The sequence below is a fragment of the Rhizobium sp. AC27/96 genome (genome assembly GCF_001692325.1).
Taxonomy (GTDB): Bacteria; Pseudomonadota; Alphaproteobacteria; order Rhizobiales; family Rhizobiaceae; genus Rhizobium.
In genome coordinates this window covers 276359-298866 of sequence record NZ_LXKN01000070.1, presented here as the reverse complement: position 1 = coordinate 298866, position 22508 = coordinate 276359, and the positions used below count along the sequence as shown (strand labels likewise).

Genomic DNA, 22508 nt, shown 5'->3' with positions numbered 1-22508 from the left:
GCCGACGGTCCTTCCGACGGTGGTCGGCCTGATGCGCGAACATCGGGCCGACAAACCGGACAGGCAGCAGTCTAACAGAGATACAACACACAAGGTGCCGACAGGCGGATGAGGGGGGACGCCATGTGCACAAAAGCCGATGGGTTCAGAGCGGGGTTACACCCTCATCCGACCCTTCGGACCACCTTCTCCCCAAGGGGAGAAGGAAGCTTGCGGCAGAAACTCACCCCTTGAACGCATATTCCGAGATCGATTCCGGCTTCATTTCGATCGAGAAGCCCGGCAGGCTCGGCGGCATGTAGGCTGCGTCGCGGATGATGCAGGGGTCGATGAAATGCTCGTGCAGGTGATCGACATATTCGATGACGCGGCCGTCCTTGGTCCCCGACACGGCGATGTAATCGATCATCGACAGATGCTGCACATATTCGCAGAGGCCAACGCCGCCGGCATGCGGCCAGACCGGCAATCCGTATTTGGCAGCAATCAGCAGCACGGCTAGTACTTCGTTGAGACCACCCATGCGGCAGGAGTCGATCTGCACGATATCGATCGCGCCCTCGGCGATGAACTGCTTGAACATGATGCGGTTCTGGCACATCTCGCCCGTGGCAACCTTCACCGGCCCGATCGCCTGGCGGATCTTGCGGTGTCCAGCAACATCGTCCGGGCTTGTGGGTTCTTCGATGAAGAAGGGCTTGGCGAAGGCAAGCTTCTGAACCCAGTCGATCGCCTGATTGACTTCCCACACCTGGTTGGCGTCGATCATCAGGTAGCGATCTGGGCCGATCACTTCGCGGGCGATGGTGAGACGGCGGATATCGTCTTCGAGGTCACGGCCGACCTTCATCTTCACATGGTTGAAGCCGGCGTCGATCGCTTCCTGGCACAGGCGACGCAGCTTGGCGTCGTCATAGCCGAGCCAGCCGGCCGAGGTCGTGTAGCAGGCATAGCCTTCACGCTCGAGCGTGGCGATGCGATCAGCCTTACCGGCTTCCGCCTTCTTCAGGATGGCGACGGCTTCGTCGCGGGTGAGCACGTCGGTCAGATAGCGATAGTCGACGATATCGGCAATCTGCTCGGCATCCATCTCCGAAACCAGCCGCCAGACCGGCTTGCCGGCCTCCTTGGCGAGCAGATCCCAGACGGCGTTGACGACGGCGCCGGTGGCAAGGTGCATGGCGCCCTTTTCGGGGCCGATCCAGCGCAGCTGGCTGTCGCTGGTCAGGTGCCGCCAGTATTTGCCTGGGTTTTCCAGAACAGTCGCAAGCTCCGTACCGACAACCAGATGCCGCATCGCCTCGATCGCCATGCAGCAGATGTCGTTGCCGCGCCCGATGGTGAAGGTCAGGCCGTGGCCGGCAAGACCGGGCTTATCGGTCTCGAGAATGACATAGGCTGCCGAATAATCCGGATCCGGATTCATCGCATCAGAACCGTCAAGGCTCTGCGATGTCGGGAAGCGCAAATCGAAAACGCGAAGATTGGTGATGCGCGTCATTGGAAAACTCCTTCTAGATCCATCGGCCGCCTCTCGAAACCTCAACCGAGGTCGAACTCCTCCCAGAGTGCCGCATTATGCTCGCCAACGTGCGGGGCCGCACGCTCGAATTTCGGCCGCTGCCCGTCGATGCGGATGGGTGAGCGGGTGGTGTTAAGACTGACGCCATCATCGCGCCCGACCGTCTGCAACATGTCGAGAACGCGGAAGCCTTCGCTGCCGAGCAACTCCGTCCAGTTCAGCACCCGGGCACACCAGATGTCGGCAGGTTCGAGGATCGCAAGCCAGTCGTCGACATTGCCAGTCGCAATGCGTGCCGCTATCAGCGCCTTGATCTCATCGCGCTTCGTGAACCAGCTCTTCGGGTCGTCGCGATACGGTGCCAGTTCCTCCATGCCGAGCAGATCGGCAAGTTTGGAAATCGGCGTCATGGCGATGGCGAGATAGCCGTCGGCGGCAGGATAGACGCCATAAGGTGCAGAGAGGTAGGCGTGGGCGCTGCGAACATGCGAACGCTCGGGCAACTTGTTGCCGCTATTCATGTGCACGCTCAGCACTTCCACCTGCAGATCGATCAGCGCCTCCAGCAGGCTGGTCTCGACCAGGCCGCCCTCGCCTGTGATGCCACGCCTCACCAATGCCGCCAGAATGCCCTGAGCCGCAGCCGCACCGGCCAGCATGTCGGCGATCGCCAGACCGAAAGGCACCGGTCCCTGCCCTTCGTCACCATTCAGCCACATTACGCCGGAGCGCGACTGCGCCAGGAGATCCTGACCCGGCCGCGATACCCACGGCCCTTCTTCGCCGTAACCGCTGATCGAGCAATAGACGAGGCGCGGATTGAGCTTACTGGCGGCTTCGTAATCGAGCCCCAGTCGCTCAATCACGCCCGGACGAAAATTCTGCACGAGAACATCGGCCTTGGAGATGAGCTTGCGCAGCGCGCTCATGTCACGCTCGTTCTTCAGGTCGATCGCCAGGCTTTCCTTGGAGCGGTTGATGGCATGAAAAATAGTGGAATCGCCGCGCTCGTCATCGCTGAGATAGAGCCCGCGCGAGAGATCGCCACCGCTGGGGCGCTCGATCTTGATGACCCTGGCGCCAAGATCCATCAGCCTGAGGGTGCAGTAAGGCCCGGACAGAAACTGGCTCATGTCGACGACCACCAGCCCGGCCAGCGGCAAGTCCTTCTTCAGCGCCATCGATTATTCCTGCTCCCTGACAACACTTCGGCCGAAAGCGTTTCTCCGCCTCGGCGTACACCCCCGCCGCCGATTCTCACAGCGACCTCAATCTTCTTATGTGAATAGTATTTTCACATATGGATGACATTTGCAAACAAAAAGAGGGAGGATATTCGCCGGCTGCCCGGCCTGTGCCACTGGAAAATGCGCTATGCTCTCGCAACATCAGGATTGTTGAAAGGAGTTTCAGAATGGCGACGGTGAAATTGCTCGATGATGCGGAAGCTGAAGCGATCCCGGCGGTCAAGGCCGTGTTCGATGATATCCGCGCGGTACGGAAATCCGATTTCGTCAATAATTTCTGGCGCGGCCTCGCCAACGATCCAGCCTTGCTCAAGCGCACTTGGGAAGGCCTGAAAGCGGTGATGATGGCTGAGGGTTCGCTCGACCCGCTGGTGCGCGAGATGATCTATATCGCCGTCTCGACAGCCAATGGCTGCACCTATTGCGTCCATTCCCATACGGCTGCCGCGAAAGCAAAGGGCATGACGGATGCACAGCACGGGGAGCTGCTTGCCGTCATCGGCCTTGCCGGACAGACGAACCATCTGGTCACGGCCATGCAGATTCCCGTCGATCCCGAATTCGACGTCAGCCGGCGCTGAAAACGCAGAAAGGCCCGCAGGCATCGTCTGCCAGCGGGCCTTCGATCATCGATCGCGCTTATTAGCGGTCAGACGTTTCCGTCGTCTGGGCTTCTGCGGCAAGAACAGCGACGTTGATGCCGTTGTTCACGGCCAGCAACCTCTTGCGAACAAGGACGCCCATGACGCGCGCCGCCGTCGAGAAGGTCATCGTGTCAAGCGGACCTTCGCCCTCCCAGGGCTTGGTCAATCGTTCGGTGACGGCCGAGACGATATTGTTGGGCACGATGTCGGTGCATTCGCGCATTGCTTCGAAAACGACGCTGAGAGGGAAGATCCGCCCTTCGAACGTCACGATCGGTTCGGTGACTTCGCTGTCCCACTCCTCGAAAGCGTAAAGCGCCTCGCGGAACAGCTGCTGCAGAGTGATGGGGGCATGACCCTCATGAAGGGGCGGCAAGGCATTCGACATGTCTGTCTCCTTTCAATTGGAAGTCCGGCGCATGATATGAAAGTATCGGTCTCCTCCGAGACCAGGCGCTGCTTCTTCAGTTTGGCGCGCCCCGAACACAGTCCATGGGGGCAAGCGGCGCGGCAAACCATCTTGTGACCGGCGCAACGCGGGACACACACAAAATGTTCCCACCGGTCATTTAACTTGATCAAGTCTATAGATTAATCGCGACTTGAAAAGCCTCTTTGAGAATTTTCTGCATTTCCCTTTATTTTTGAAGGGCTTCGCGTAGAGTAAAATGAGAGGTCGTAAGCGGAGGATGCACGAATCCCTCCCGGAACGATGAAAGGGAGACCATGTGCGGCAATCATGAAAATGAGCATCACCATGGGCATGAACACGGCCACGATCATCAACCGATCGACTGGCGTGAACATGGGATCAAAATCATCCCCGGCAATGCCCTCGACCCGAATACCGCCCAGACACCGGGCATGAACCGCGCGACCGCAATCAACAATGCCCGCGCCGGCGCTGAGAAGATCTGGGCCGGAACCGTGACGATCCACGCCAACGCCAAGACCGGCGCCCACCATCATGGAGATCTCGAAAGCATCATCTATGTCGTCAAGGGCAAGGCACGGATGCGCTGGGGCGACAATCTGGAATTCGTGGCCGAAGCCGGTCCCGGCGATTTCATCTTCGTGCCACCCTATGTGCCGCATCAGGAGATCAACGCCAGCCGCGACGAAACGCTGGAATGCGTGCTTGTGCGCTCCGGACAGGAACCCGTTGTCGTCAATCTCGATATCGAGCCGGTGGAAAAGCCGGAAAATGTCCTCTGGAAGGACCCGATCCACCGCTGATCTGCACATTTTTCAGGCAAAATTCTATTTGCCGCTTAAATAATCTACAATATTTGTAGAAAATTAGTTTCTGCTTTGCACTGCACTGAAAAGAGTTTTTCAGAACTGCGCTGCACAACGCATGATCCTGCTTCGCACATCGAACGCACGTCTGAGATGATCCAGCCGTCAACGAGATAACGGTCTCGATCATCTGGAATAGGATTTCCCATGACTGCAAAGCTTTCTAGAGGTTTCGATGCGCTGCGCCTTTCCCGCCGCGCCGGCCTTGCTGCCATCCTTGCCTCTGCTGTCGCCGTATTCGGCTTGACGGCAACCGCCACCCCATCTTTCGCGGCTGACAAGACGATCAAGGTCGGCATCATGAGCGGCGAGGACGAGGACGTCTGGCGTGCAGTGACCGCCGAGGCCGCCAAGAAAGGTCTGAAGATCGAGCCTGTCGTCTTCAACGACTACACCCAGCCGAACGAGGCACTGGAGCGCGGCGAAATCGACGCCAATGCCTTCCAGCACAAGCCCTACCTCGACAACCAGATCAACCAGCACGGCTATCATATCGTCGTTGCCGGCTACACCGGCATCTGGCCGATCGGCCTCTACACGAAGAAATACAAGACCGTCGCCGAGCTTCCGAAGGGCGCCGTCATCGGCGTGCCGAACGACCCGTCCAACGAAGGCCGCGCGCTGCTCGTTCTGCAGCATGAGGGCATCATCAAGCTCAAGGACGGCACCGGCATCCTCGCCACGGTTGCCGACATCGCTGAAAATCCGAAGAACGTCGACATCAAGGAGCTGGATGCCGGCATCGTCGGCCGTTCGATCGACGATCTTGACGCGGCCGTCGTCAACACCGACTGGGCGCTGAAAGCAGGGCTCTCGGCGAAAGACCGCATCGCGCAGGAGCAGACCGAAGGCAATCCCTACCGCAACTTCATCGCCGTCAAGCAGGGCAGCGAGAACGAAGCCTGGGTGAAGACACTGGTCGCCTCCTACCAGAATGACACCGTCAAGGCCGAATTCGACAAGGTCTACAAGGGTACGGGCCAGAGCGCCTATTGATATCAGAACGGCGCGGGGGACAGCGCTGAGCGGCAAGGCGGCCGGGGCATCTTGCCCGGGCCGCCTTCGGTATTTTTCCCGTTAGAATGCGATGAAGTTTATAGTGGTTATGGAATTCGCAGAGAGTGTGCCCCTGCGCCACTTTCGCGACATCGTCCCCACAAGGGGGAAGATTGGAAACAGGCGGCAAGCCATCACCAGGAAATAAGCATCGCATCTGCTGACACATTGCCGATTGTTCTGCTAAGCGCCCAACAAACTCCCAACGATCTTCCCCATGTGGGGGAGATGTCACAAAAGTGACAGAGGGGGGTATACTGGCCTCTACGAACTCAAAGGCCGCCTTTTAAGAAGAGACGCATTATGAATTCTTTCACCCCAGCCACCGCCATAGACGGACAGGCGCCGCCTGAACGTTCGACCGGCGACGAGATTGTCCGCCTGGTGGACGTGCGCCGCCGGTTCGGCACGACGCCGGCGCTGGATGGCATTTCGCTGAGCGCCCGCCGCGGCGAAATCGTCGGCATCATCGGCCGCAGCGGCGCCGGCAAATCGACGCTGATCCGTTGCCTGAACGGGCTGGAGCGCGCTGATAGCGGTGAAATCCATATCGAAGGCCGTGACATCGCGCGCTTGTCGGAGAAGGAACTGCAGCCGCTGCGCCGCCGCATCGGCATGGTCTTCCAGCATTTCAATCTGCTATCCTCCAGAACCGTCGAGGAAAATATCGCCCTGCCACTGAAGATAGAGGGCATCGGCAAGACGGAACGATTGCAGCGCGCCCGCGAGCTGCTCGAACTTGTCGGCCTCGCCGATAAGGCCAAGGCCTATCCTTCCGCCCTGTCCGGCGGCCAGAAGCAGCGTGTCGGCATTGCCCGCGCCCTTGCGGCCAGGCCCGCCATTCTCCTGTCGGATGAGGCAACCTCGGCGCTCGACCCTGAAACCACACGGTCGATCCTTTCACTGCTGAAGGACATCAACCGCAAGCTCGGCCTGACGATCCTGCTCATTACCCACGAGATGGAAGTAATCCGCTCGATTGCCGACCGCGTTGCCGTCATCGATGCCGGCCGGATCGTCGAGGAAGGCTCGGTATGGACCGTTTTCGCGAATCCCCGGCAGGACATCACCGCCAGCCTGCTAAGCAGCGCCCGTCCGCAGCTTCCCGAACATATCGCCGCTCGCATATCCCCAACATCCGGTGCAGAAGCCATTCTCAGTGTCGAGCTTGCCGGCCCTGAGGCGCAAGGCGCGCTCTTTGCAGAGCTTTCGGCCGCTCTTCCCCGCTCGTTCCGCCTGGTCCATGGCGGCATCGACCATATCCAGAATCAGCCGGTCGCCCGCTTTTTCATCGCGGTACCGACGCGCGACGAGAGTTTACCGACCCAGGTCAGTGATTTTTTGAAAGCCCGCTCCGCCCGGGTGGAGGTTCTAGGCTATGACAACTGACGTGATCCTCGGCCTGCTTTGGCGCTCCTTCTGGCAGACCATCTGGATGACCGGTGCATCCGGCTTCCTCTCCCTGATTATCGGTCTGCCGCTCGGCCTTGCCCTCGTTGCAACGGGTCGCGGCGGCATTGCCGAACAAGGGGCGATCAACCGCGTCCTCGGCATCCTGGTCGACGGATTCCGCGCCGTGCCCTTCATCATCCTGCTCATTGCCCTGATCCCGCTGACGCGCTGGATCGTCGGCACGGCGCTCGGCACGACAGCCGCCATCGTGCCGCTGACCATCGCCGCGATCCCCTATTACGCGCGCGTCGCCGAGGTCTCGCTGCGCGATGTCGATCGTGGCCTGATCGATGCGGTACGTGCGATGGGCGGCAATCGCTGGACGATCATTCGCGAGGTGCTGATACCGGAAGCCATGCCCGGCATCGTTGCCGGCTTCACCGTAACCATGGTGACGCTGATCGGCGCTTCCGCCATGGCAGGCACGATCGGTGGCGGCGGCCTCGGCGACCTCGCCATCCGATATGGCTACCAACGCTACGAGACGAACGTCATGATCGCCGTCGTCATTATCCTGATCGTTCTGGTCTGGGGCATGCAATGGCTGGGCGATCGCCTGGCACGCCGGCTCGATCACCGCTAGGACCTTAGCCCACCCTCTCCGCTATTCATGCTCCGCCGCCGGCGCGGCGGAGTTCTGGCGCGGGTCGAGATTGAGCATCGGCACCGAGCCATTCGGGAGCATGGTGGTAGGCAGCTGTCCGTTCCATTTTTCCGCCTGGGTCAGAAGGATCAGGTTGGGATTGTCGCGCAGCGCGTCGCCACGAGCCTTGATCGCCTTGGCTTCGGCGTCGCCGCGAAGCTGGATGGCCTCGGCATCGGCTTCCGCCTGCAGCCGCACGGAATCGGCCTGTGCCTGCGCATCGGCGCGGCGGGCATCTGCCGCCGCCTGTGCCTGCGTCACGGTGATCTGCGCCTGCACCTTCTCGCGCTCGGCATTCTGTCGCAGCTTCTGCACTTCGACCTCGGCCAGCATGCGCTGCTCTATGCTGTTCTCATAGGCATCGGAGAAATCGATATTCTCCACCTGCACGCTGTCGATCTGCACCGGCCCTTGAATGCCCGCCTCGATCGCCGCCTGCACATCGGTGTTGAACTGCGCCCGGTTCTGGATGACGGAGGCGGCGGTGAACTTGCCGAACACCGTCTTAACATCCTGCGGCGCACGCCGGGCAATCAGCCGTGATTCCAGATTGCCGATCGAACCAAATTCCGAATAGACATGCTCAACCGCATCCGGCGGCACATGCCAGGAGATGGTCACGCGCATGTCGGCAGGCTGCTGGTCCTGCGAATAGGCCTGCATCTGCGGATGCTCGTTATTCTCGCAGTTCCCGCCGCTTTGGCAGGTCCAGTAGGTCACCTGCTGCGTCACCGGGATTTTGACGACGGTCTCGATCCAGGGCAGCTTGAAATGCAGGCCCGGTTCGGCCGTGCCGACCATGGCGCCGGTGCGCAGGATGACGCCGCGCTCACCCTGATCAATCGTGTACCATGAGCTTAAGACAAGCATGACGAGGGCGATAAGGGCAATGATGCCGATAAACGCCGTTGCACGGCCCCTGCTCGCCATGGACGCTATGTCGATTTCCCGGTTTGCCATCGATATCCTCACCATTCCCTGATGGTTGAGACATAGATGAGTCGAATCGAAAATGCACTCTTAGGCGCCGAGCCCAGTGTGGCAGTCGATCCAGCCCGAGGGGCAGCAGGTCAATCAGACGTCATCCTCTTCTCCCGGCATTCCGACGGAGAAGGCGCAGATGCGCGAGAGATAGGTGAGCGGCAGCCCGGTCTCGGCATGCCAGGCATTGAACTGATCCTGGATCAGCCTCAGATCCTTCTTGCCGGGCTTGCCCTCCGAGATCGGCAGGCCGGAAAGGCGCAGGCAGACGAGAACATCATGGCTCATGACAAAGCTGTCGCGGCCGATAGCCCGCAGGAGATATTGCCCGCTCATGCCGCCGAGACGATCGGCCCTCTTATCAAGCACGGCGAGCAGGCCGATATGGTCGGTGATCGGCCAATCGGCAAAAAAGCGGCCGGCGCTGCCATGCTCATCGGCGATCTGGCGGATGAACTGCGCGTTTTTTTGTACCGACATGATCTTGGCGCCGTTGCGCACAACACGCGCATCGGAAGTCAGATCATGCCAATAGTCGTCAGGCGCGAAATTGAGAAAGGCGAGATCGAAAGCGGAGAAGGCCGCTTCGAAGCCGGGCCATTTGGCATCGATGATGTTACGCACGAAGCCTGCATAAAAGACATAGCGCGTCATCTCCGACAAGATGCGGTCATCCGGCAGGGCGCGCAAGGCATCGTGGTTCGGCGTCTTCGGCATCAACGCCTTCAGCGCGTCCGGCCCACCCTTGCGCTTCTCGGCCCGTTCCTCAATCTCCGTAAAGCTCCCCATGTCTCTTCCCTCTGGCGCAGCCGCCGAAAACACGACATCCGGATTCGTAACTATAGAGTTGATCGAACCAACGGTTGAATTAGCCTGAGTGCAATTGAAACGATTCCAGACTGCACCAGATACCTTCATGAAATTAACTTGAGATTTCGCGCAACGTAGCATTAATTCCAGCGTCGTCGGATCGGAGCCTCGTACCATGAGCACTAAAGACTGGAACTATCCCATCATGGTCATCTGCAAGCGTACCGGGAAGGTCTACACCGTCGCCAATGCGAAGGAAGCGCTGGATATGCTGCTGAACGCCTGGCCCGTGGCGGAAGGCAAAGCCTTCCTGATGGCATTGCAGATTTGCGCCGACGTCGAGAGCGGCCACGGATACGCGCTGGAAGCCAGAAACAGTTTCGTGGCGGCGGCGATGGAGGCCAGCGTGCCGATCGAGACGCCCGTCGTTCAATAAAATACCTCCATGATCGTTGCCCTGCTTGTCGCGATTGTCCTCGCAATAATATTGCGGGGCGTTTTACGCCTCATTTTCACGGGACTGGCGGTTCTACTCCTGCTCGCTCTCCTGATCATTGCACTGTAGCGCCCGTTTTTCCGGCTTCCAGGAAGTCACGACGTCTCCACATCCACCCAAAAATGGAGCCGTGAGCCGCCTTGTCCTGATGATGGCGCGATATATACCAGTTAGGCCCGGGTTATCTGGGTTTTCGGGGATTTAATCATGAAGAAGAACATTCGCGCGGCGCTCGCCGCAGCATTGATTTCGTGTGCCTTCGCATCGTCAGCACTGGCCTTCGGCGCAATCGCCGTCGACGACCAGCAGGGCCTTTCCGCAAGCGAAGCCGGCTATGGCGTGGGTTGGGGCTCCAGCAGGTCTGAGGCCGAGCATAATGCGATCAAGGAATGCCGTTCGGCGGGCAACGATTCCTGCAAGACAGCCGTCTGGTTCGAGACATGCGGCGCCTATGTCGGCGACCGCGTCAACTACGGCATCGGCTACGGCACCAGCAAGCGCGAAGCCGAACGCATGGCGCTGGACAACTGCCCACATTGCAAGATCGTCGTTTCCGACTGCCAGTAATTGCGCGGTCTACGGCGCCACATGCTGTCATTGGAATATCCCGCCGCGAGCCGTTTGGTGCCTGCGGCGGGGTTCGATCCGCAGAGTGCTCCAGTCGATTTTCCGAAAAACTTCGAAACCTTTTCCGGTCGCGGGAGTTTGGGTAACGATGTCGGAGCACCATAGAAATGAACATGACTGCTGAAACCAGCGACGTTCGCTGGCCTGGACCTGTATATCTGCGTATCGGCTATGGCATGCCGGAAACGATAAGAAGCCCGAGGGAAGCTCTAAATCATCTTCTCTTTCGTTGGCCGACCATACGGGGTGAGAAATACCATTCCGCCACGGATCTCTGCGGCGCCGCCAGCGATAATCCGCTCCTGCACGAGCAGGCGAGACACGTGTTTGTTGAAGCCTGCGCCGAAGCCGGCGTGCTGGATTAGGTCTGACATTCCTTTCCAGTCGCAGAACGAAGTTGTGCTTCCGGCTTGCCGGAGTATATCGGGCGTCGTTTGCTTGGGGCGTCCCATGCTTCTGCCAAATAGAACAAGCCGCCCCGTCCGGGTTCGCGCACGGAAAAATTCGTCAGGCGAGCCATAGGCGTCAATAGCCACCACGAACCCCGGAGCCTGCCTGCCCGCCATCGGGTGTTCGCGGGAGGCTGTCGATCGTAGCGCCGCCATCGGCGGGCAAAACCGTAACGCCGGGCAGGATCGCGCGCCATAAGGAACGCTTCTTGCAGGCTTACCGAAGCATTTACGTTTCGGAGGTAATGCGTTTTGAAACGAAACACTTTACGGCCATTTCCAGCGGTGACCCTTGTACTTGGAGAGGATGGCGGCTACCGCCGCGTCAATTCGGTACACCAGGTCGCTGAACTTCTGCTGGAGCATTGGCCGCTTGAAAACGGCGAAGAATATGTCGCCGCGGTCCGCGTGTGCCTCGAGGCCATGCTGGGTGCCGCCCCGCCGGAAGCCGCACGGGAAGCCCTGATCCGGGCGGCGCGGGAGGCGGGCATATCCGTCATGCAGTGAAATCCTCACTTCACGCCGCAAGCGATTGGAATTCAACAAGAAGCCATTCATCTTTTGTGAACCACTGCAAGCGATTGTTCCAACAAAGGCAGGCGATTCGCCACGCCATTGACGGAGAGATTATGTCGCTTTTAGCATTCCCGGCCGACAGGCGTACCAGCGATATCAGGCGGTGTGCCAACGCCCTGCTGCAGCTTCACGGCGAGGAAGCCAATCGTTTCTGGCGCTCGGAAATGGCAGGTTTTGCCGCCGCCTTGAAAGAGCAGGGAATGGACGAGGACGAAATCTCGCGGCAAGCCGCCCTCTTCATGCATGCTATTCAGATGGAATTGCAGCTCGCCTTTGCTGAGGAAGAGCTGAATGCTTCAGCCTAGAGTTGTCATTTCGGCAACCTGCAGGATGCAACGGGCTTGTCGCCGCCGGTCGGCGACTTGATCTGCACGGTCCATTCTGCGTTGAGGAAATGAAATCCCTTCGAAGAAACGACACCGACGATCTGTGTGCAAGCTTTCCTGGCATCGGCAGTCGGGAGGTCGATCGTCGCAGTCACCGTGTATTTCCGGCTGGAAACCTGACACGGTGCAGTGAACAAGCCAGTATTGTCTATCATCTTACAGACCCGGTACGCATTTGTTACCGGATCATCAGCGGCCATTACAGAATTGGCGATCACCAAAACAGTAGCCGCCGCTAAAAATAATCTCATTGAAAACCCCGTTCCCCTGCGGCGGCACGGTGCCAGAGCGTGTTTCGTCTTGCAAGGCATGTTGCGCGGATTTGCGTTGACTGTCTGGAAATACAACGCAAGTAGAGGCAACTTGTTCGCCCCGCTCGAGGCACGCTAGGTTTACAAGGGATATCCGCCTGAGGGCTAGCCGACAATTCTGCAAATTGACACTGCCGAACTTCGTGATCCGAAGCCGCAGCCATCACCCGCGACAGCATCCAATAGCGACATTTCGCAGCTTTGCCGCGAGCGCTCGAACAGGTGAAAAACGTCCGTGCGGAAGTATCATATTAACTTTTGCGATATTAGAACATAACAGATTAGTAAAACTATATCCGGAACCAAAGCGATGACCGAATCCTCGCCAGAAAGCCGAACAGCCGCGCGAAAGCGGACACTTCTCGGAGCCAAGATCATCTTCAACGATGGACGCTCGGTCTTCGACTGCATCGTCAGAAATCTCTCTGATACGGGTGCGATGATCCAGATCGAAAACCCGCTCTCAGCCCCAAGCAGCTTCAATCTCCAACTCGCTGACAACAGGCTCATGGCCTGCGAAGTCCGCTGGCGAAAGATCAACAGCCTCGGCGTTCAATTCATGTAAGGGCCGCCGCTACGGCGGCGGGCTATGATCGAGCAGCCATGCACTGCGACGACAGACTTTGTTTCCGCTTGTCCTGTCATCCCACCTCCGCAAAACGCCCGGCGCGCCTCCCCTCCCGAACAAAACCACCTCGCCACGCAAGATGAATCGGCCTATGAGACAGGCGACAGGCATCCACGAATTCGAGGGTTTTCCGTGACGCAGAGAAAATGGAGCAAGGCGGTCACCATCGCTCTTGAGAAACCGGACGAATGGGTCGTCATCGACACGACTCAGGCCGCCAGCTGGGCGCTCATCGAAGATTGGCCGCTTGAAGAAGCTCCGGCCTTGGACCACGCCTTGTCCGTCTGTGCCGACGTGATCAGCGGCAAGCGCACTCCCGAACAAGCCCGGCTGGCATTTATCAAGGCGGTCAAGGAAGCCGAAATACCGATGAAGGAAGATTGAGGTCGCGGGGCGGCCATGTTCTGACGATTAGTCGGCATGGAAATAGGTGTACAGAGTTCGCTAGGCATGTGCGAAGCAGGCGAAGAATACTGTTGTGATATCAATGATTGAGAAACGGCTGTTGTCCGCCACTGGTAACCGGAATATGCGGGAAGAGCCGGGAATATCTGGGATCGGCTGAAAAAACCTAAAAAATCAAAGCCTTCATCGAGGCGATGTAGGAACGCGTGAGCCATAAAGTTTGACACGGCCAGAGTAAAAATGTGCGACCGGAGGCGGGCCGGGGCGAATTTGAAAACTGCGCTCAAAATGGCTTTGAAACTGCGTTCAGGACCTTCAAGTCATTGAAAGTCCAACGGCAGCTCAGAAGGCAGCAACCTCGACAATCGGCACTATCTATCTTCAGAGGCGGCAAAAATCCAATCCCAGGTTTGCCCTGCAGGGAAAACCTTAGGCAAACCTCCATAAGGCCTGGAAACGCCCCCTTCCAGCATTGATTGGCGGGGCGCCAAGGTTTGCCTGTTCGTTGGCTGCGTTTCTCATTTTATCTCCCGAATAGTCGCTTTTTTGCCACCTTCGATGCGAGCGACTAAGCGCGCGCCCCATTCACGGATGCGTTTCTTATTCCGCCTCTCTACAGCCGCTACTCGCGATCGAGCTGGGCGGCATTCTTGGGATTTCACAACGCTTGACTCTTTCCTCAACAAGAACAAACGAGACGAGAGCGATGACGCTGCCAGCCATGGTGGCTAATGTTGCTGGCTCATAGAAACCCGTAATTTGACCAATCACGAACCGCCATGCGCACAGCATTTGGAGGATGGAAAAGTGTATCTGAGAGATAAGTATTTTCAGCAGATCGAGCGCTGGAAGACAGTTGATCTTGAGAGCGACTAGGGCAACCTCGCCTGTCGCAGGAGGGCAACAATCAGAAATATTAAGAAACAAGCCGCCATTTCCTATTGTGACCTCAGGGGCGCTTGCCTACGAAAGCTATTCTTAGATTGCAAAATTGGGCGGTCGTAATTCGTGCAAAAAATGCACACAAATTATACGATATTGTCGGTGCTGTTCTTCCTCGCATTTCTCGTATGCGAGCCGCTGCGGCCCGAGATCTTGGTGATACTTGCGGATCGTACCTTGCCTGCGTGGCCAATTTTCACAGGTTTCCGCCTCTTGTTTTTGATGGCCAGCGCATCCTTGTTTTATCTCGCGTTGCCAGAGTCGGAAGCAACCCTTCGAAGAATGGTACCCGTACCGACCCGTGGTCTCGACCCGCTACTGTCTCTGCGAGCTTATGCCTGCATGTTGGTCATAGCAGGTCACGCGTTGGCAGTCGTCTTCGTTCCATCGGGAATGCCTGAGCGACTTGAACGTTCAAATCCAATATGGCTGCTCATGGGTTCGCCCTGGGCAGGCGTCTGGATTTTCTTCGTGCTTTCGGGCTACCTCATGGGCAAAGGGTTCTACAGCGGACGTTATATGCACTCGCGAGAGAGCGTAAGAAAGTTCTACTGGAACCGAGCTATGCGAATTGTGCCGATGTACTACGCAGTCCTGCTGATTGTCTCGGTACTGGTCGATCCGCAGATCTATACGGCCAACCATTTATGGGAAATAGCCGCCCTGGCGACATTTTCGCTTCATTTGGAGGCTCCTACCCCTGTAATATCTGCACTTTGGTCCATCCAGACGGAGATGGCATTTTACGCGATGGCGCCTCTCCTAATTTTTGTCCTAACCAACATCGCAAGAGTTTTGCCACCTTGGCTTCTGATCGCAATGATAGCCGCGCTGGGCTTTGCCTACAGATGGTGGGTGCTTGCGGAAACGCAAAATTTGGGATGGCTAAGCCGCGTATACGTGCCTTTGATCGCGAACATCGATCTGTTCATGATCGGGATCCTGGCAAATTGGATCGTGCCCGGTGCAAGTCGGATACTAAACCGTACCCCGACGCTGCCGATAGGGCTAGCCATTATGTCGCTATCTTACATCGTAAGTGCGTACGTGTTCGTGCAGGCTTCCTATGGCAGCGACCACGCCACCTTCAGCTGGTACGCCCAGAACGTAGGCCCAACGTTCACGGCCAGCATCGCCCTGTCCTGCATCTTGCTTTTCGAGAGCCATGTTGCATCGGGTAAGACGGGAGGACCCGTTTCAAGGCGCGCCATCCGCTTGTCGCAATTTACCGGAGTTCTCAGCTACGCGCTTTACATATGGCATGAGCCAGTACTTCTCCGGCTCAGAACGGTAGCAGCTAAAGATCTAACTACTTGGGAGGCCATTGCCGCCGGCATAGTCGCCGTCGCCCTCAGTATCACGATTGCATTCTTCGCCTTCCGGCTAATCGAAGCGCCTTTCGAAAAGCGGAAACGGGACACTTCGTCTAGGATGATCGCCACCTAATATCAGGTACGGATAGCAGGTCGACCTCGCTAGTTTGTTTCAAGCTACAGCCGGTAAATTCATTCCATAAACAATGTTCAGACAACCCGGACGCTCTCCCGGGATGGCAAGTTCAGCTTGTTTATTTGACGTATTCAACGGGTAGATTGGATACCAACGCGAAGAAACCGATCGCCAAGGAGTACGGACATGCGTCGTGTGAAGGTTGGCGACTAAAGGCGGTTGCAACGGCCCTTGAAGCAGCCGTGAGGCGATTTCAAAACTTCCGGAAGTTCGTGTCAAAATTCCAGAAAGTCGCGTCCGCTTACAAACCGCATTCGCCGACCGAAAACTACCTGGTGTTTTGATGGTAGCGGAGGAGGGATTTGAACCCCCGACACAAGGATTATGATTCCTCTGCTCTGACCTACTGAGCTACTCCGCCATATCAACGCTTGATCTCTGAATATCATGCGTAGAGGTCAAACGAACCACCGCTCGAAAAGCGTTGGCCCGTCGGTTGAGCGGCTTATAAGGTGCGGCTCGGCTTTGTGTCAAGCGGATGATGTGGAAAAATCAGTGCTTTCTCATTACCAAAGCCGACCGGCCGTCAAGCAGCGACCGGGCTGGCCAGCAGAGCCTTCAGCGAGGCCTCGGCGACCGGCTCACGCTCGGAGCGTTCGATGAAGCCGCCGCCATAGACACGGGCGTCGTCACCCGGCGCCGAATAGAGCGCGCAGGCCTGTCCGGGCGCAACGCCTGCCTCGCCGATCGTCAGGTCGACATAGATGCCGCTAGCGTCGATGTGCAGCACGGCCGGCGATGGCGCGCGGGTGGAGCGGACCTTGGCGTAGCAGGCAAAACCCTCGCCGGAAGCCGCCTGAGCCAACGGCTCGTCGCCGAGCCAGTTGACATCACGCAGATAGACGCGGTGCGTTTCCAGCGCTTCCTTCGGGCCGACGATGACGCGGCGCGAGCGGGCATCGAGATAGACGACATAAAGCGGCTCGCCGGTGGCGACACCGATGCCGCGGCGCTGGCCGATCGTATAGTGCAGGATACCCTCATGCTGGCCGAGCACACGGCCATCGAGATGCACGATCTCGCCGGCGAGCGCCGCATTCGGCTTCAGCTTGGCGATCACGTCGGAATACTTGCCTTGCGGCACGAAACAGATGTCCTGGCTGTCGGCCTTCTTGGCGACGACGAGGCCCATTTCCTCGGCAAGCGCGCGCGTCTCGGCCTTCGGCATGCCGCCAAGCGGAAAGCGCAGATAGTCGATCTGCTCCTGCGTGGTGGCAAAGAGGAAGTAGCTCTGGTCGCGATCGGCATCGGCCGGGCGGTAAAGCGCACGGCGGCCGGGATTGTCGGCGGATGGGTTCGGGCGCGAGCGAATGTAGTGGCCGGTCGCCAGAGCATCGGCGCCGAGCTCCTTGGCGGTCAGCAGAAGGTCGGCGAACTTGACTGTCTGGTTGCAGGCGACGCAGGGGATCGGCGTCTCGCCGGCAACATAGCTCTCGGCGAAGGGGTTGATCACCGTCTCGCGGAAGCGCTTTTCATAATCGAGCACGTAGTGCGGGATGCCGAGCGTTTCGCAGACGCGGCGCGCGTCGTCGATATCCTGGCCGGCGCAACAGGAGCCGGCGCGATGAACGGCTGCTCCATGATCATAGAGCTGCAGCGTAATGCCGAGCACATCATAGCCCTGCTGCTTCAAAATGCCGGCAACGACGGAGCTGTCGACACCGCCCGACATGGCGACGACGACGCGGGTATCTTCCGGCCTCTTGTCAAAATCCAGTGTATTCACGGTCGTTGCCGCCAGTCTTGAACGATCTTCGATGCTGCCGAGCGGAATGACTTTTCTGCGAAAAGCCGTCACGCTCTCTCTATTTGATTTCGCATGATCTTACCCAAAAACCGCTACACACTTTTTGGGATCATGCTTCTCACCGCTGGATGCCATGCAAAAGCGGCGAATTTTCATCATGCGGGGCGTATCGGCCGCTCTTTGCGGCCCACCTCAATTGTGGAGGGATATAGAAAGGATTGCCATCCGGCGCAAGGGGCAGGCGGATATGCGAATCACCCCCTGGCTTTCAAATGCCCGATCAGATTGCGCCCACGGCGCAGCACGGTGACGGCCGACCCGACCGCGACGATCCACAGCGCAATGGTCAAGATCCACATGCCGCCGGTCCACAAGGCCTCGACAACGGAGAGGAGCGCCGCCGCGGTGGTGACGGCCATGCGGTGCTGCTTGGCCATGGGCCCGCCGAAATCGCTGGGATTGCCTGTCGCGCGCCCGAGCTCGCGGACATAGGCCGTCAGCACGGCAAAGGCGGCGGCAGCCCAGCCGAGCCCGGGAGACGTGATGCCGTAGCCGATGCCAGCGAAAATCAGGATGTCGGCAATGCGGTCCGGAAATTCGTTCCAGAAGGGCCCATCGGCTTCCCCCTTGCCGCCTTCGACTGCCACCATTCCATCAAGCAGGTTGCAGAGCAGCCGCAGTTGGCAGAACAAGGCCCCGAGGAGCAGCAGCAGCACGCGCGTCCCCGTGCCGCCAGAGCCGGAAAGCCAGAAGCTGGCGCCGGCCAGCGCTGCCATCGCCATGCTCGCCTGCGATATCTGGTTCGGTGTGATCGAAAGCGCGGTCATGCGCCGCGCCAGGGCTTGCGCCCATCGCGTATTGCGGCTGGCCAATGGCCGCCTGTCTCCTATCCCCTCACCCGCCATGGCTCTCACCTGTCATGCTTCGACGCCTTCCGCCGGAAATCGAATAATTGTAGATCGCCGCATAGCTCGACGACACCAGCAGCGGCACGGCAATCGTCTTCAGGATCTCCGGTGTGCCGCTCAAGGCATGGATGGTCACCAGGATCGCCGCAGAGCCCAGGCACGCAATCAGCGGCGGCGCCCAGAGGACGGTAAAGCCATTGAACCGCTTCGATAGAGCCTCGACGGCAGACTTCAGAAACAGTGTCAGGCAGCCCGACAGCACGCCCTGCACAAGACCGGCAATCAAAGGACGCGGCATCGGATGCGCGCGATTGGCAAAGACGGCCCAGCCGCCCATGGCGAGGAGCGCGAAAAGCACATGCACGATGCTGCTGCCGGCAAGTGCTTTCAGCCGGCCGCTCATGACACGGACCACCAGAAGCGAACGAGGTGGAAGAAGATGGGCGCCGAGAAGACGACCGAATCCAGCCGGTCGATCAGCCCGCCATGACCTTCGATCAGGTGACCCCAATCCTTGACCCCGCGATCTCGCTTGATCGCCGACATCACCAGCCCGCCGAAAAAGCCCATGATCGTAATGACGAAGGCCAGTAGCCCGGCCTGCAGCGGCGTGAACGGTGTCACCCACCAGAGCGCCGCGCCGATCAGCGAGGCACTGACAACTCCGCCGACAAAGCCTTCGACCGTCTTCGAGGGCGACAGCCGCGGCGCGATCTTCGTCTTGCCGAAGAGCTTGCCCCAGACATATTGCAACACGTCGCTCAGTTGCACAACGATCACCAGGAAGGCGATCAGCAGCACGTTGCGGCCTTCATAGCCCGGAATATGCAGAGTGAGCAGCGCCGGCACGTGCGAGGCGCAAAAGACGCAGATCATCAGCGCCCATTGCACCTCGGCGATACGCACGAGAAACCGCTCGGTATCACCGCGCAGCACCGCGATGATCGGCATGAACAGGAAGGCGTAGACAGGAATGAAGATCGAATAGATGCCGTATTGCTCGGCCCAGAGCAGATAATATTGCACCGGAACGGCGACGAAGAAGGCGGCGGCCAGCGCCCAATGGTCGGCCCGCTTTGTGTTGATCAGCGTCACGAATTCGCGCAGCGCGGCAAAGGAGCAGAAGGCGAAGAGCAGGATGACGCCGGCACGTCCGGCCACGAAGGCGATGCCGATCAGCACCACCATAACCCACCAGGCCTTAATGCGCGCATTCAGATTTTCGATCGCCGCATTCGATCCGTCGGGCGACAGGCGCTGTTCGAGCACATAGCCGACGATGGAGGCGACGATCAGCACGCCGAAAATGCCGAGAACGAGATGGATCAGATCGGCGCTGGCAGCACTCATGCTCAATCCCCCGCCCGCTTCGGCGCAAGCGCCAGCAGGGCCGCTTCGGCCCTCGCCAGGAAATCCGCCTTCTCTTCGGCCTCGCCGATGTGCAGGGCCTCGCCGAAGGTAACTGTGCAGATCAGCGGAATGGGCACGAACTCGCCCTTGGGCATGACGCGATTGAGATTATCGATCCAGACGGGAACGAGATCGATATCCGGACGAGCCTGGGCGAGATGGTAGAGCCCGCTCTTGAACGGCTGCAGCGGCACCTCGGTCAGATTGCGGGTGCCCTCGGGAAACAGGATCAGGGATGAACCGTCATCCAAGGCCTGCGTCATCTGCGTAACCGGATCTTCCTTGCGCGCTTCCCGGTCCCGCTCGATCAGCACTGCATTGAAGACATCGCGGCCGATGAAGCTGTTGAGAGAGGATTTCAGCCAGTAATCGGCGCCGGCAACAGGCCGAACGCGCCGGCGCAGCCTGGGTGGCAACACCGCCCAGATCAGGATGAAATCGCCATGGCTGGAATGATTGGCGAAGTAGATGCAGCGGCGGGTATTCATGCCGCTCTCGGGCCAGATTGCCCTCACCGCCGTAATGGCCCGCGCAAAAAGCACGATCGCAATCGAGACGGGCTTTGCCAGCCACTCGATCGGCGTGCCCATTCCTTCCCCGAGAATGTTCTTCCGCAAAGCCTCCATGGCAAAGAGATAGGCCCGTTTGGCAAAGCTCGATAGTCCGCCGGAACGACTTATCCACAACCCTTGCAACAATGAAAGAAACCCGGCGCAACTTGCGTCGCACCGGGTTTCGGGATTGGCTCTTGGGAGGAGCAGATGAATGCCCTCGCCCCCTGGTAGAGGCGAAGAGGTTTAGTCGACGTTGAATACCAGCGGCTTGGCCTGGCGGATCGCGTGATGCGCCGTCAGCTTGGCAAGCACCTCATCGCTGATCGGACCATCGACATAAAGCAGCGCGATGGCGTCGCCACCCTGCTTGTCGCGGCCGAGCTGGAAGTTGGCGATGTTGACGCCAGCGGAGCCGAGCGTCGTACCGATGAAGCCGATCATGCCGGGTACGTCGGTATTAGCGAGATAGACCATGTGGTTGCCGACATCGGCATCGAGGTTGATACCCTTGATCTGGATGAAGCGTGGCTTGCCATCCGAGAAGACAGTACCGGCAACGGAACGCGTCATGCTGTCGGTGGTGACCGTCAGCTTGATATAGCCGTCATAGACACCGGTCTTGTCGCGCTTCACTTCGGCAAGGACGACGCCCTTTTCCTTGATCATGATCGGTGCCGAAACCATGTTGACGTCGGCGACCTGATTGCGGATCAGGCCAGCAAGCAGCGCGCTCGTCAGGGCCTTGGTGTTCATGTTCGCGGTGACGCCGTCGTAGAGGATTTCGATTTCCTTGATCGGATCATCCGTGACCTGGCCGACAAAGGCGCCGAGAACATCGGCAAGCCTGATGAACGGCTTCAGGATCGGCGCTTCCTCGGCGGTGATCGAGGGCATGTTGATGGCGTTGGAGACGGCGCCCTTGACGAGGTAATCGGCCATCTGCTCGGCCACCTGCAGCGCGACGTTCTCCTGTGCTTCCGTGGTGGAGGCACCGAGATGCGGCGTGCAGACGACATTCGGCAGGCCGAACAGCGGGCTTTCCTTGGCCGGCTCGACTTCAAAGACGTCGAAGGCAGCGCCGGCGACATGGCCAGACTTGATTGCGGCGGCAAGAGCTGCCTCATCGACGAGGCCGCCACGGGCGCAGTTGATGATGCGAACGCCCTGCTTCATCTTGGCGATCGCGCTGGCGTCGATGATGTTGCGGGTCTTGTCGGTCAGCGGCACGTGCAGGGTGATGAAGTCGGCGCCAGCGAAAAGCTCGTCGAGTTCGACCTTGGTCACACCCATTTCCTCGGCGCGCTCCTTTGACAGGAACGGGTCGTAGGCAAGCACATGCATCTTCAGGCCGAGTGCCCGGGCAATGACGATGGAGCCGATATTGCCGGCACCGATGATGCCGAGCGTCTTGCCGGTGATTTCGACACCCATGAACTTCGACTTTTCCCACTTGCCGGCCTGGGTCGAGGCATCGGCAGCCGGGAGCTGGCGGGCAACGGCGAACATCAGCGCGATGGCGTGCTCGGCCGTGGTGATCGAATTGCCGAACGGCGTGTTCATGACGATGATACCGCGGCGCGATGCGGCCGGAATATCGACATTGTCGACGCCGATGCCGGCGCGGCCGACGACCTTGAGATTCTTCGCCGCCTCGATGATCTTCTCCGTCACCTTGGTGGCGGAACGGATGGCGAGACCATCATAATTGCCGATGATTTCGAACAGCTTGTCCTTGTCCTTGCCAAGCTGCGGCTGGAAATCGACTTCGACGCCGCGATCGCGGAAGATCTGGACGGCGGTTTCCGACAGTTCGTCGGATACGAGAACGCGAGGTGCCATGGTAGGCCTCCTGAAAAAGGTCGGGTAACGATGAATTCGGAATGCTGGGCTCCGCCCTATCGGCGGA

Annotated in this window: 25 protein-coding genes and 1 tRNA gene; 13 read left to right on the top strand and 13 right to left on the bottom strand. The window is 58.9% G+C overall.

Annotated elements, in window-relative coordinates; genetic code table 11:
- Nucleotides 1-223 precede the first annotated feature (223 nt).
- Both A6U86_RS32200 and A6U86_RS32195 read right to left on the bottom strand, forming a co-directional pair.
- Entirely contained in the window at nucleotides 224-1501 is a 1278-nt protein-coding gene (locus A6U86_RS32200) for an L-fuconate dehydratase (RefSeq protein WP_068400482.1), read from the bottom strand.
- 41 nt (nucleotides 1502-1542) lie between these two features.
- Nucleotides 1543-2703, bottom strand: a complete 1161-nt coding sequence (locus A6U86_RS32195; RefSeq protein WP_068400481.1) for a CaiB/BaiF CoA-transferase family protein — start codon at nucleotides 2701-2703, stop codon at nucleotides 1543-1545.
- Between the two features lie 233 nt (nucleotides 2704-2936).
- On the opposite strand from A6U86_RS32195, the gene A6U86_RS32190 reads away from it, so the two are divergent.
- A complete protein-coding gene (locus A6U86_RS32190) occupies nucleotides 2937-3350 on the top strand; it encodes a carboxymuconolactone decarboxylase family protein (RefSeq protein WP_068400479.1) in 414 nt (137 codons plus the stop codon).
- 61 nt (nucleotides 3351-3411) lie between these two features.
- On the opposite strand, the gene A6U86_RS32185 is transcribed toward A6U86_RS32190, so the two are convergent.
- A complete protein-coding gene (locus A6U86_RS32185) occupies nucleotides 3412-3801 on the bottom strand; it encodes a hypothetical protein (RefSeq protein WP_068400478.1) in 390 nt (129 codons plus the stop codon).
- A 338-nt stretch (nucleotides 3802-4139) separates the two neighbouring features.
- On the opposite strand from A6U86_RS32185, the gene A6U86_RS32180 reads away from it, so the two are divergent.
- The 4 genes from A6U86_RS32180 (at nucleotide 4140) to A6U86_RS32165 (ending at nucleotide 7803) form a co-directional block, all read left to right on the top strand.
- Nucleotides 4140-4649, top strand: coding sequence for a cupin domain-containing protein (locus A6U86_RS32180; protein WP_068400476.1), 510 nt, complete (start codon nucleotides 4140-4142; stop codon nucleotides 4647-4649).
- Between the two features lie 210 nt (nucleotides 4650-4859).
- Complete coding sequence (locus tag A6U86_RS32175) at nucleotides 4860-5708, top strand: MetQ/NlpA family lipoprotein (protein WP_068400468.1); 849 nt, start codon at nucleotides 4860-4862, stop codon at nucleotides 5706-5708.
- A gap of 363 nt (nucleotides 5709-6071) precedes the next feature.
- Nucleotides 6072-7157, top strand: coding sequence for a methionine ABC transporter ATP-binding protein (locus A6U86_RS32170; RefSeq protein WP_068400465.1), 1086 nt, complete (start codon nucleotides 6072-6074; stop codon nucleotides 7155-7157).
- Nucleotides 7147-7803 (top strand): methionine ABC transporter permease, encoded by a 657-nt coding sequence (locus A6U86_RS32165; protein ID WP_068400462.1) that lies wholly within the window; start codon nucleotides 7147-7149, stop codon nucleotides 7801-7803. Before A6U86_RS32170 ends, A6U86_RS32165 begins: the two co-directional genes overlap by 11 nt.
- A 21-nt stretch (nucleotides 7804-7824) precedes the next feature.
- Here the strand turns inward: A6U86_RS32165 and A6U86_RS32160 are convergent, their stop codons facing one another.
- Together A6U86_RS32160 and A6U86_RS32155 are read right to left on the bottom strand one after the other, a co-directional pair.
- Nucleotides 7825-8823 carry a prohibitin family protein gene (locus A6U86_RS32160; RefSeq protein ID WP_068400459.1) on the bottom strand — a complete coding sequence of 333 codons (999 nt, stop codon included), beginning with the start codon at nucleotides 8821-8823 and terminating at the stop codon, nucleotides 7825-7827.
- 114 nt (nucleotides 8824-8937) lie between these two features.
- Nucleotides 8938-9633, bottom strand: coding sequence for a DNA-3-methyladenine glycosylase I (locus A6U86_RS32155; protein WP_068400457.1), 696 nt, complete (start codon nucleotides 9631-9633; stop codon nucleotides 8938-8940).
- A 196-nt stretch (nucleotides 9634-9829) separates the two neighbouring features.
- On the opposite strand from A6U86_RS32155, the gene A6U86_RS32150 reads away from it, so the two are divergent.
- From A6U86_RS32150 to A6U86_RS32130, 5 genes are all read left to right on the top strand, one after another.
- On the top strand, nucleotides 9830-10090 hold the full coding sequence (locus A6U86_RS32150) for a DUF982 domain-containing protein (protein ID WP_068400456.1): 261 nt from the start codon (nucleotides 9830-9832) through the stop codon (nucleotides 10088-10090).
- Between the two features lie 267 nt (nucleotides 10091-10357).
- Nucleotides 10358-10717: a DUF4189 domain-containing protein gene (locus A6U86_RS32145; RefSeq protein ID WP_077469545.1), complete on the top strand. Its 360-nt coding sequence runs from the start codon at nucleotides 10358-10360 to the stop codon at nucleotides 10715-10717.
- A gap of 167 nt (nucleotides 10718-10884) precedes the next feature.
- Nucleotides 10885-11142, top strand: a complete 258-nt coding sequence (locus tag A6U86_RS35055) for a DUF982 domain-containing protein (RefSeq protein ID WP_083197056.1) — start codon at nucleotides 10885-10887, stop codon at nucleotides 11140-11142.
- A 369-nt stretch (nucleotides 11143-11511) separates the two neighbouring features.
- A complete protein-coding gene (locus A6U86_RS32135) occupies nucleotides 11512-11733 on the top strand; it encodes a DUF982 domain-containing protein (protein WP_244510141.1) in 222 nt (73 codons plus the stop codon).
- 122 nt (nucleotides 11734-11855) lie between these two features.
- On the top strand, nucleotides 11856-12107 hold the full coding sequence (locus A6U86_RS32130) for a DUF6074 family protein (RefSeq protein ID WP_068400447.1): 252 nt from the start codon (nucleotides 11856-11858) through the stop codon (nucleotides 12105-12107).
- Between the two features lie 5 nt (nucleotides 12108-12112).
- On the opposite strand, the gene A6U86_RS32125 is transcribed toward A6U86_RS32130, so the two are convergent.
- A complete protein-coding gene (locus A6U86_RS32125; RefSeq protein ID WP_068400444.1) occupies nucleotides 12113-12439 on the bottom strand; it encodes a hypothetical protein in 327 nt (108 codons plus the stop codon).
- Nucleotides 12440-12809: 370 nt separating this feature from the next.
- Here A6U86_RS32125 and A6U86_RS32120 point away from each other — a divergent pair, with 370 nt between their 5' ends.
- From A6U86_RS32120 to A6U86_RS32105, 3 genes are all read left to right on the top strand, one after another.
- A complete protein-coding gene (locus A6U86_RS32120; RefSeq protein ID WP_068400434.1) occupies nucleotides 12810-13064 on the top strand; it encodes a PilZ domain-containing protein in 255 nt (84 codons plus the stop codon).
- 195 nt (nucleotides 13065-13259) lie between these two features.
- Nucleotides 13260-13511, top strand: a complete 252-nt coding sequence (locus tag A6U86_RS32115) for a DUF982 domain-containing protein (protein WP_068400430.1) — start codon at nucleotides 13260-13262, stop codon at nucleotides 13509-13511.
- A gap of 1038 nt (nucleotides 13512-14549) precedes the next feature.
- Nucleotides 14550-15920, top strand: a complete 1371-nt coding sequence (locus tag A6U86_RS32105; protein WP_068400424.1) for an acyltransferase — start codon at nucleotides 14550-14552, stop codon at nucleotides 15918-15920.
- Nucleotides 15921-16267: 347 nt separating this feature from the next.
- Here A6U86_RS32105 and A6U86_RS32100 read toward each other — a convergent pair.
- The 7 genes from A6U86_RS32100 to serA all read right to left on the bottom strand — a co-directional run bounded on the left by A6U86_RS32100 (nucleotide 16268) and on the right by serA (nucleotide 22441).
- Nucleotides 16268-16344: transfer RNA gene (locus A6U86_RS32100), tRNA-Met, on the bottom strand.
- Nucleotides 16345-16509: 165 nt separating this feature from the next.
- A complete protein-coding gene (gene mnmA / locus A6U86_RS32095) occupies nucleotides 16510-17709 on the bottom strand; it encodes a tRNA 2-thiouridine(34) synthase MnmA (protein WP_068400561.1) in 1200 nt (399 codons plus the stop codon).
- Nucleotides 17710-17984: 275 nt separating this feature from the next.
- Nucleotides 17985-18635 (bottom strand): CDP-alcohol phosphatidyltransferase family protein, encoded by a 651-nt coding sequence (locus A6U86_RS32090; protein WP_068400420.1) that lies wholly within the window; start codon nucleotides 18633-18635, stop codon nucleotides 17985-17987.
- Nucleotides 18625-19041, bottom strand: a complete 417-nt coding sequence (locus A6U86_RS32085) for a hypothetical protein (protein ID WP_068400417.1) — start codon at nucleotides 19039-19041, stop codon at nucleotides 18625-18627. Before A6U86_RS32085 ends, A6U86_RS32090 begins: the two co-directional genes overlap by 11 nt.
- Entirely contained in the window at nucleotides 19038-19988 is a 951-nt protein-coding gene (locus tag A6U86_RS32080; protein WP_068400415.1) for a phosphatidate cytidylyltransferase, read from the bottom strand. Before A6U86_RS32080 ends, A6U86_RS32085 begins: the two co-directional genes overlap by 4 nt.
- Nucleotides 19989-19990: 2 nt before the next feature.
- A complete protein-coding gene (locus A6U86_RS32075; RefSeq protein WP_068400557.1) occupies nucleotides 19991-20638 on the bottom strand; it encodes a lysophospholipid acyltransferase family protein in 648 nt (215 codons plus the stop codon).
- A 207-nt stretch (nucleotides 20639-20845) separates the two neighbouring features.
- A complete protein-coding gene (gene serA, locus A6U86_RS32070; RefSeq protein ID WP_068400412.1) occupies nucleotides 20846-22441 on the bottom strand; it encodes a phosphoglycerate dehydrogenase in 1596 nt (531 codons plus the stop codon).
- Nucleotides 22442-22508 lie beyond the last annotated feature (67 nt).

Coding starts and splice junctions, on each gene's coding strand:
- A6U86_RS32150 (WP_068400456.1), top strand. CDS start 9,830: ATGAGCACTAAAGACTGGAACTATCCCATCATGGTCATCTGCAAGCGT.
- A6U86_RS32085 (WP_068400417.1), bottom strand. CDS start 19,041: ATGAGCGGCCGGCTGAAAGCACTTGCCGGCAGCAGCATCGTGCATGTG.
- A6U86_RS32155 (WP_068400457.1), bottom strand. CDS start 9,633: ATGGGGAGCTTTACGGAGATTGAGGAACGGGCCGAGAAGCGCAAGGGT.
- A6U86_RS32165 (WP_068400462.1), top strand. CDS start 7,147: ATGACAACTGACGTGATCCTCGGCCTGCTTTGGCGCTCCTTCTGGCAG.
- A6U86_RS32175 (WP_068400468.1), top strand. CDS start 4,860: ATGACTGCAAAGCTTTCTAGAGGTTTCGATGCGCTGCGCCTTTCCCGC.
- A6U86_RS32185 (WP_068400478.1), bottom strand. CDS start 3,801: ATGTCGAATGCCTTGCCGCCCCTTCATGAGGGTCATGCCCCCATCACT.
- A6U86_RS32170 (WP_068400465.1), top strand. CDS start 6,072: ATGAATTCTTTCACCCCAGCCACCGCCATAGACGGACAGGCGCCGCCT.
- A6U86_RS32105 (WP_068400424.1), top strand. CDS start 14,550: ATGCACACAAATTATACGATATTGTCGGTGCTGTTCTTCCTCGCATTT.
- A6U86_RS32200 (WP_068400482.1), bottom strand. CDS start 1,501: ATGACGCGCATCACCAATCTTCGCGTTTTCGATTTGCGCTTCCCGACA.
- A6U86_RS35055 (WP_083197056.1), top strand. CDS start 10,885: ATGAACATGACTGCTGAAACCAGCGACGTTCGCTGGCCTGGACCTGTA.
- A6U86_RS32125 (WP_068400444.1), bottom strand. CDS start 12,439: ATGAGATTATTTTTAGCGGCGGCTACTGTTTTGGTGATCGCCAATTCT.
- A6U86_RS32160 (WP_068400459.1), bottom strand. CDS start 8,823: ATGGCAAACCGGGAAATCGACATAGCGTCCATGGCGAGCAGGGGCCGT.
- A6U86_RS32080 (WP_068400415.1), bottom strand. CDS start 19,988: ATGAGTGCTGCCAGCGCCGATCTGATCCATCTCGTTCTCGGCATTTTC.
- A6U86_RS32145 (WP_077469545.1), top strand. CDS start 10,358: ATGAAGAAGAACATTCGCGCGGCGCTCGCCGCAGCATTGATTTCGTGT.
- A6U86_RS32190 (WP_068400479.1), top strand. CDS start 2,937: ATGGCGACGGTGAAATTGCTCGATGATGCGGAAGCTGAAGCGATCCCG.
- A6U86_RS32075 (WP_068400557.1), bottom strand. CDS start 20,638: ATGGGCACGCCGATCGAGTGGCTGGCAAAGCCCGTCTCGATTGCGATC.
- A6U86_RS32130 (WP_068400447.1), top strand. CDS start 11,856: ATGTCGCTTTTAGCATTCCCGGCCGACAGGCGTACCAGCGATATCAGG.
- A6U86_RS32195 (WP_068400481.1), bottom strand. CDS start 2,703: ATGGCGCTGAAGAAGGACTTGCCGCTGGCCGGGCTGGTGGTCGTCGAC.
- A6U86_RS32180 (WP_068400476.1), top strand. CDS start 4,140: ATGTGCGGCAATCATGAAAATGAGCATCACCATGGGCATGAACACGGC.
- A6U86_RS32090 (WP_068400420.1), bottom strand. CDS start 18,635: ATGGCGGGTGAGGGGATAGGAGACAGGCGGCCATTGGCCAGCCGCAAT.
- serA (WP_068400412.1), bottom strand. CDS start 22,441: ATGGCACCTCGCGTTCTCGTATCCGACGAACTGTCGGAAACCGCCGTC.
- A6U86_RS32120 (WP_068400434.1), top strand. CDS start 12,810: ATGACCGAATCCTCGCCAGAAAGCCGAACAGCCGCGCGAAAGCGGACA.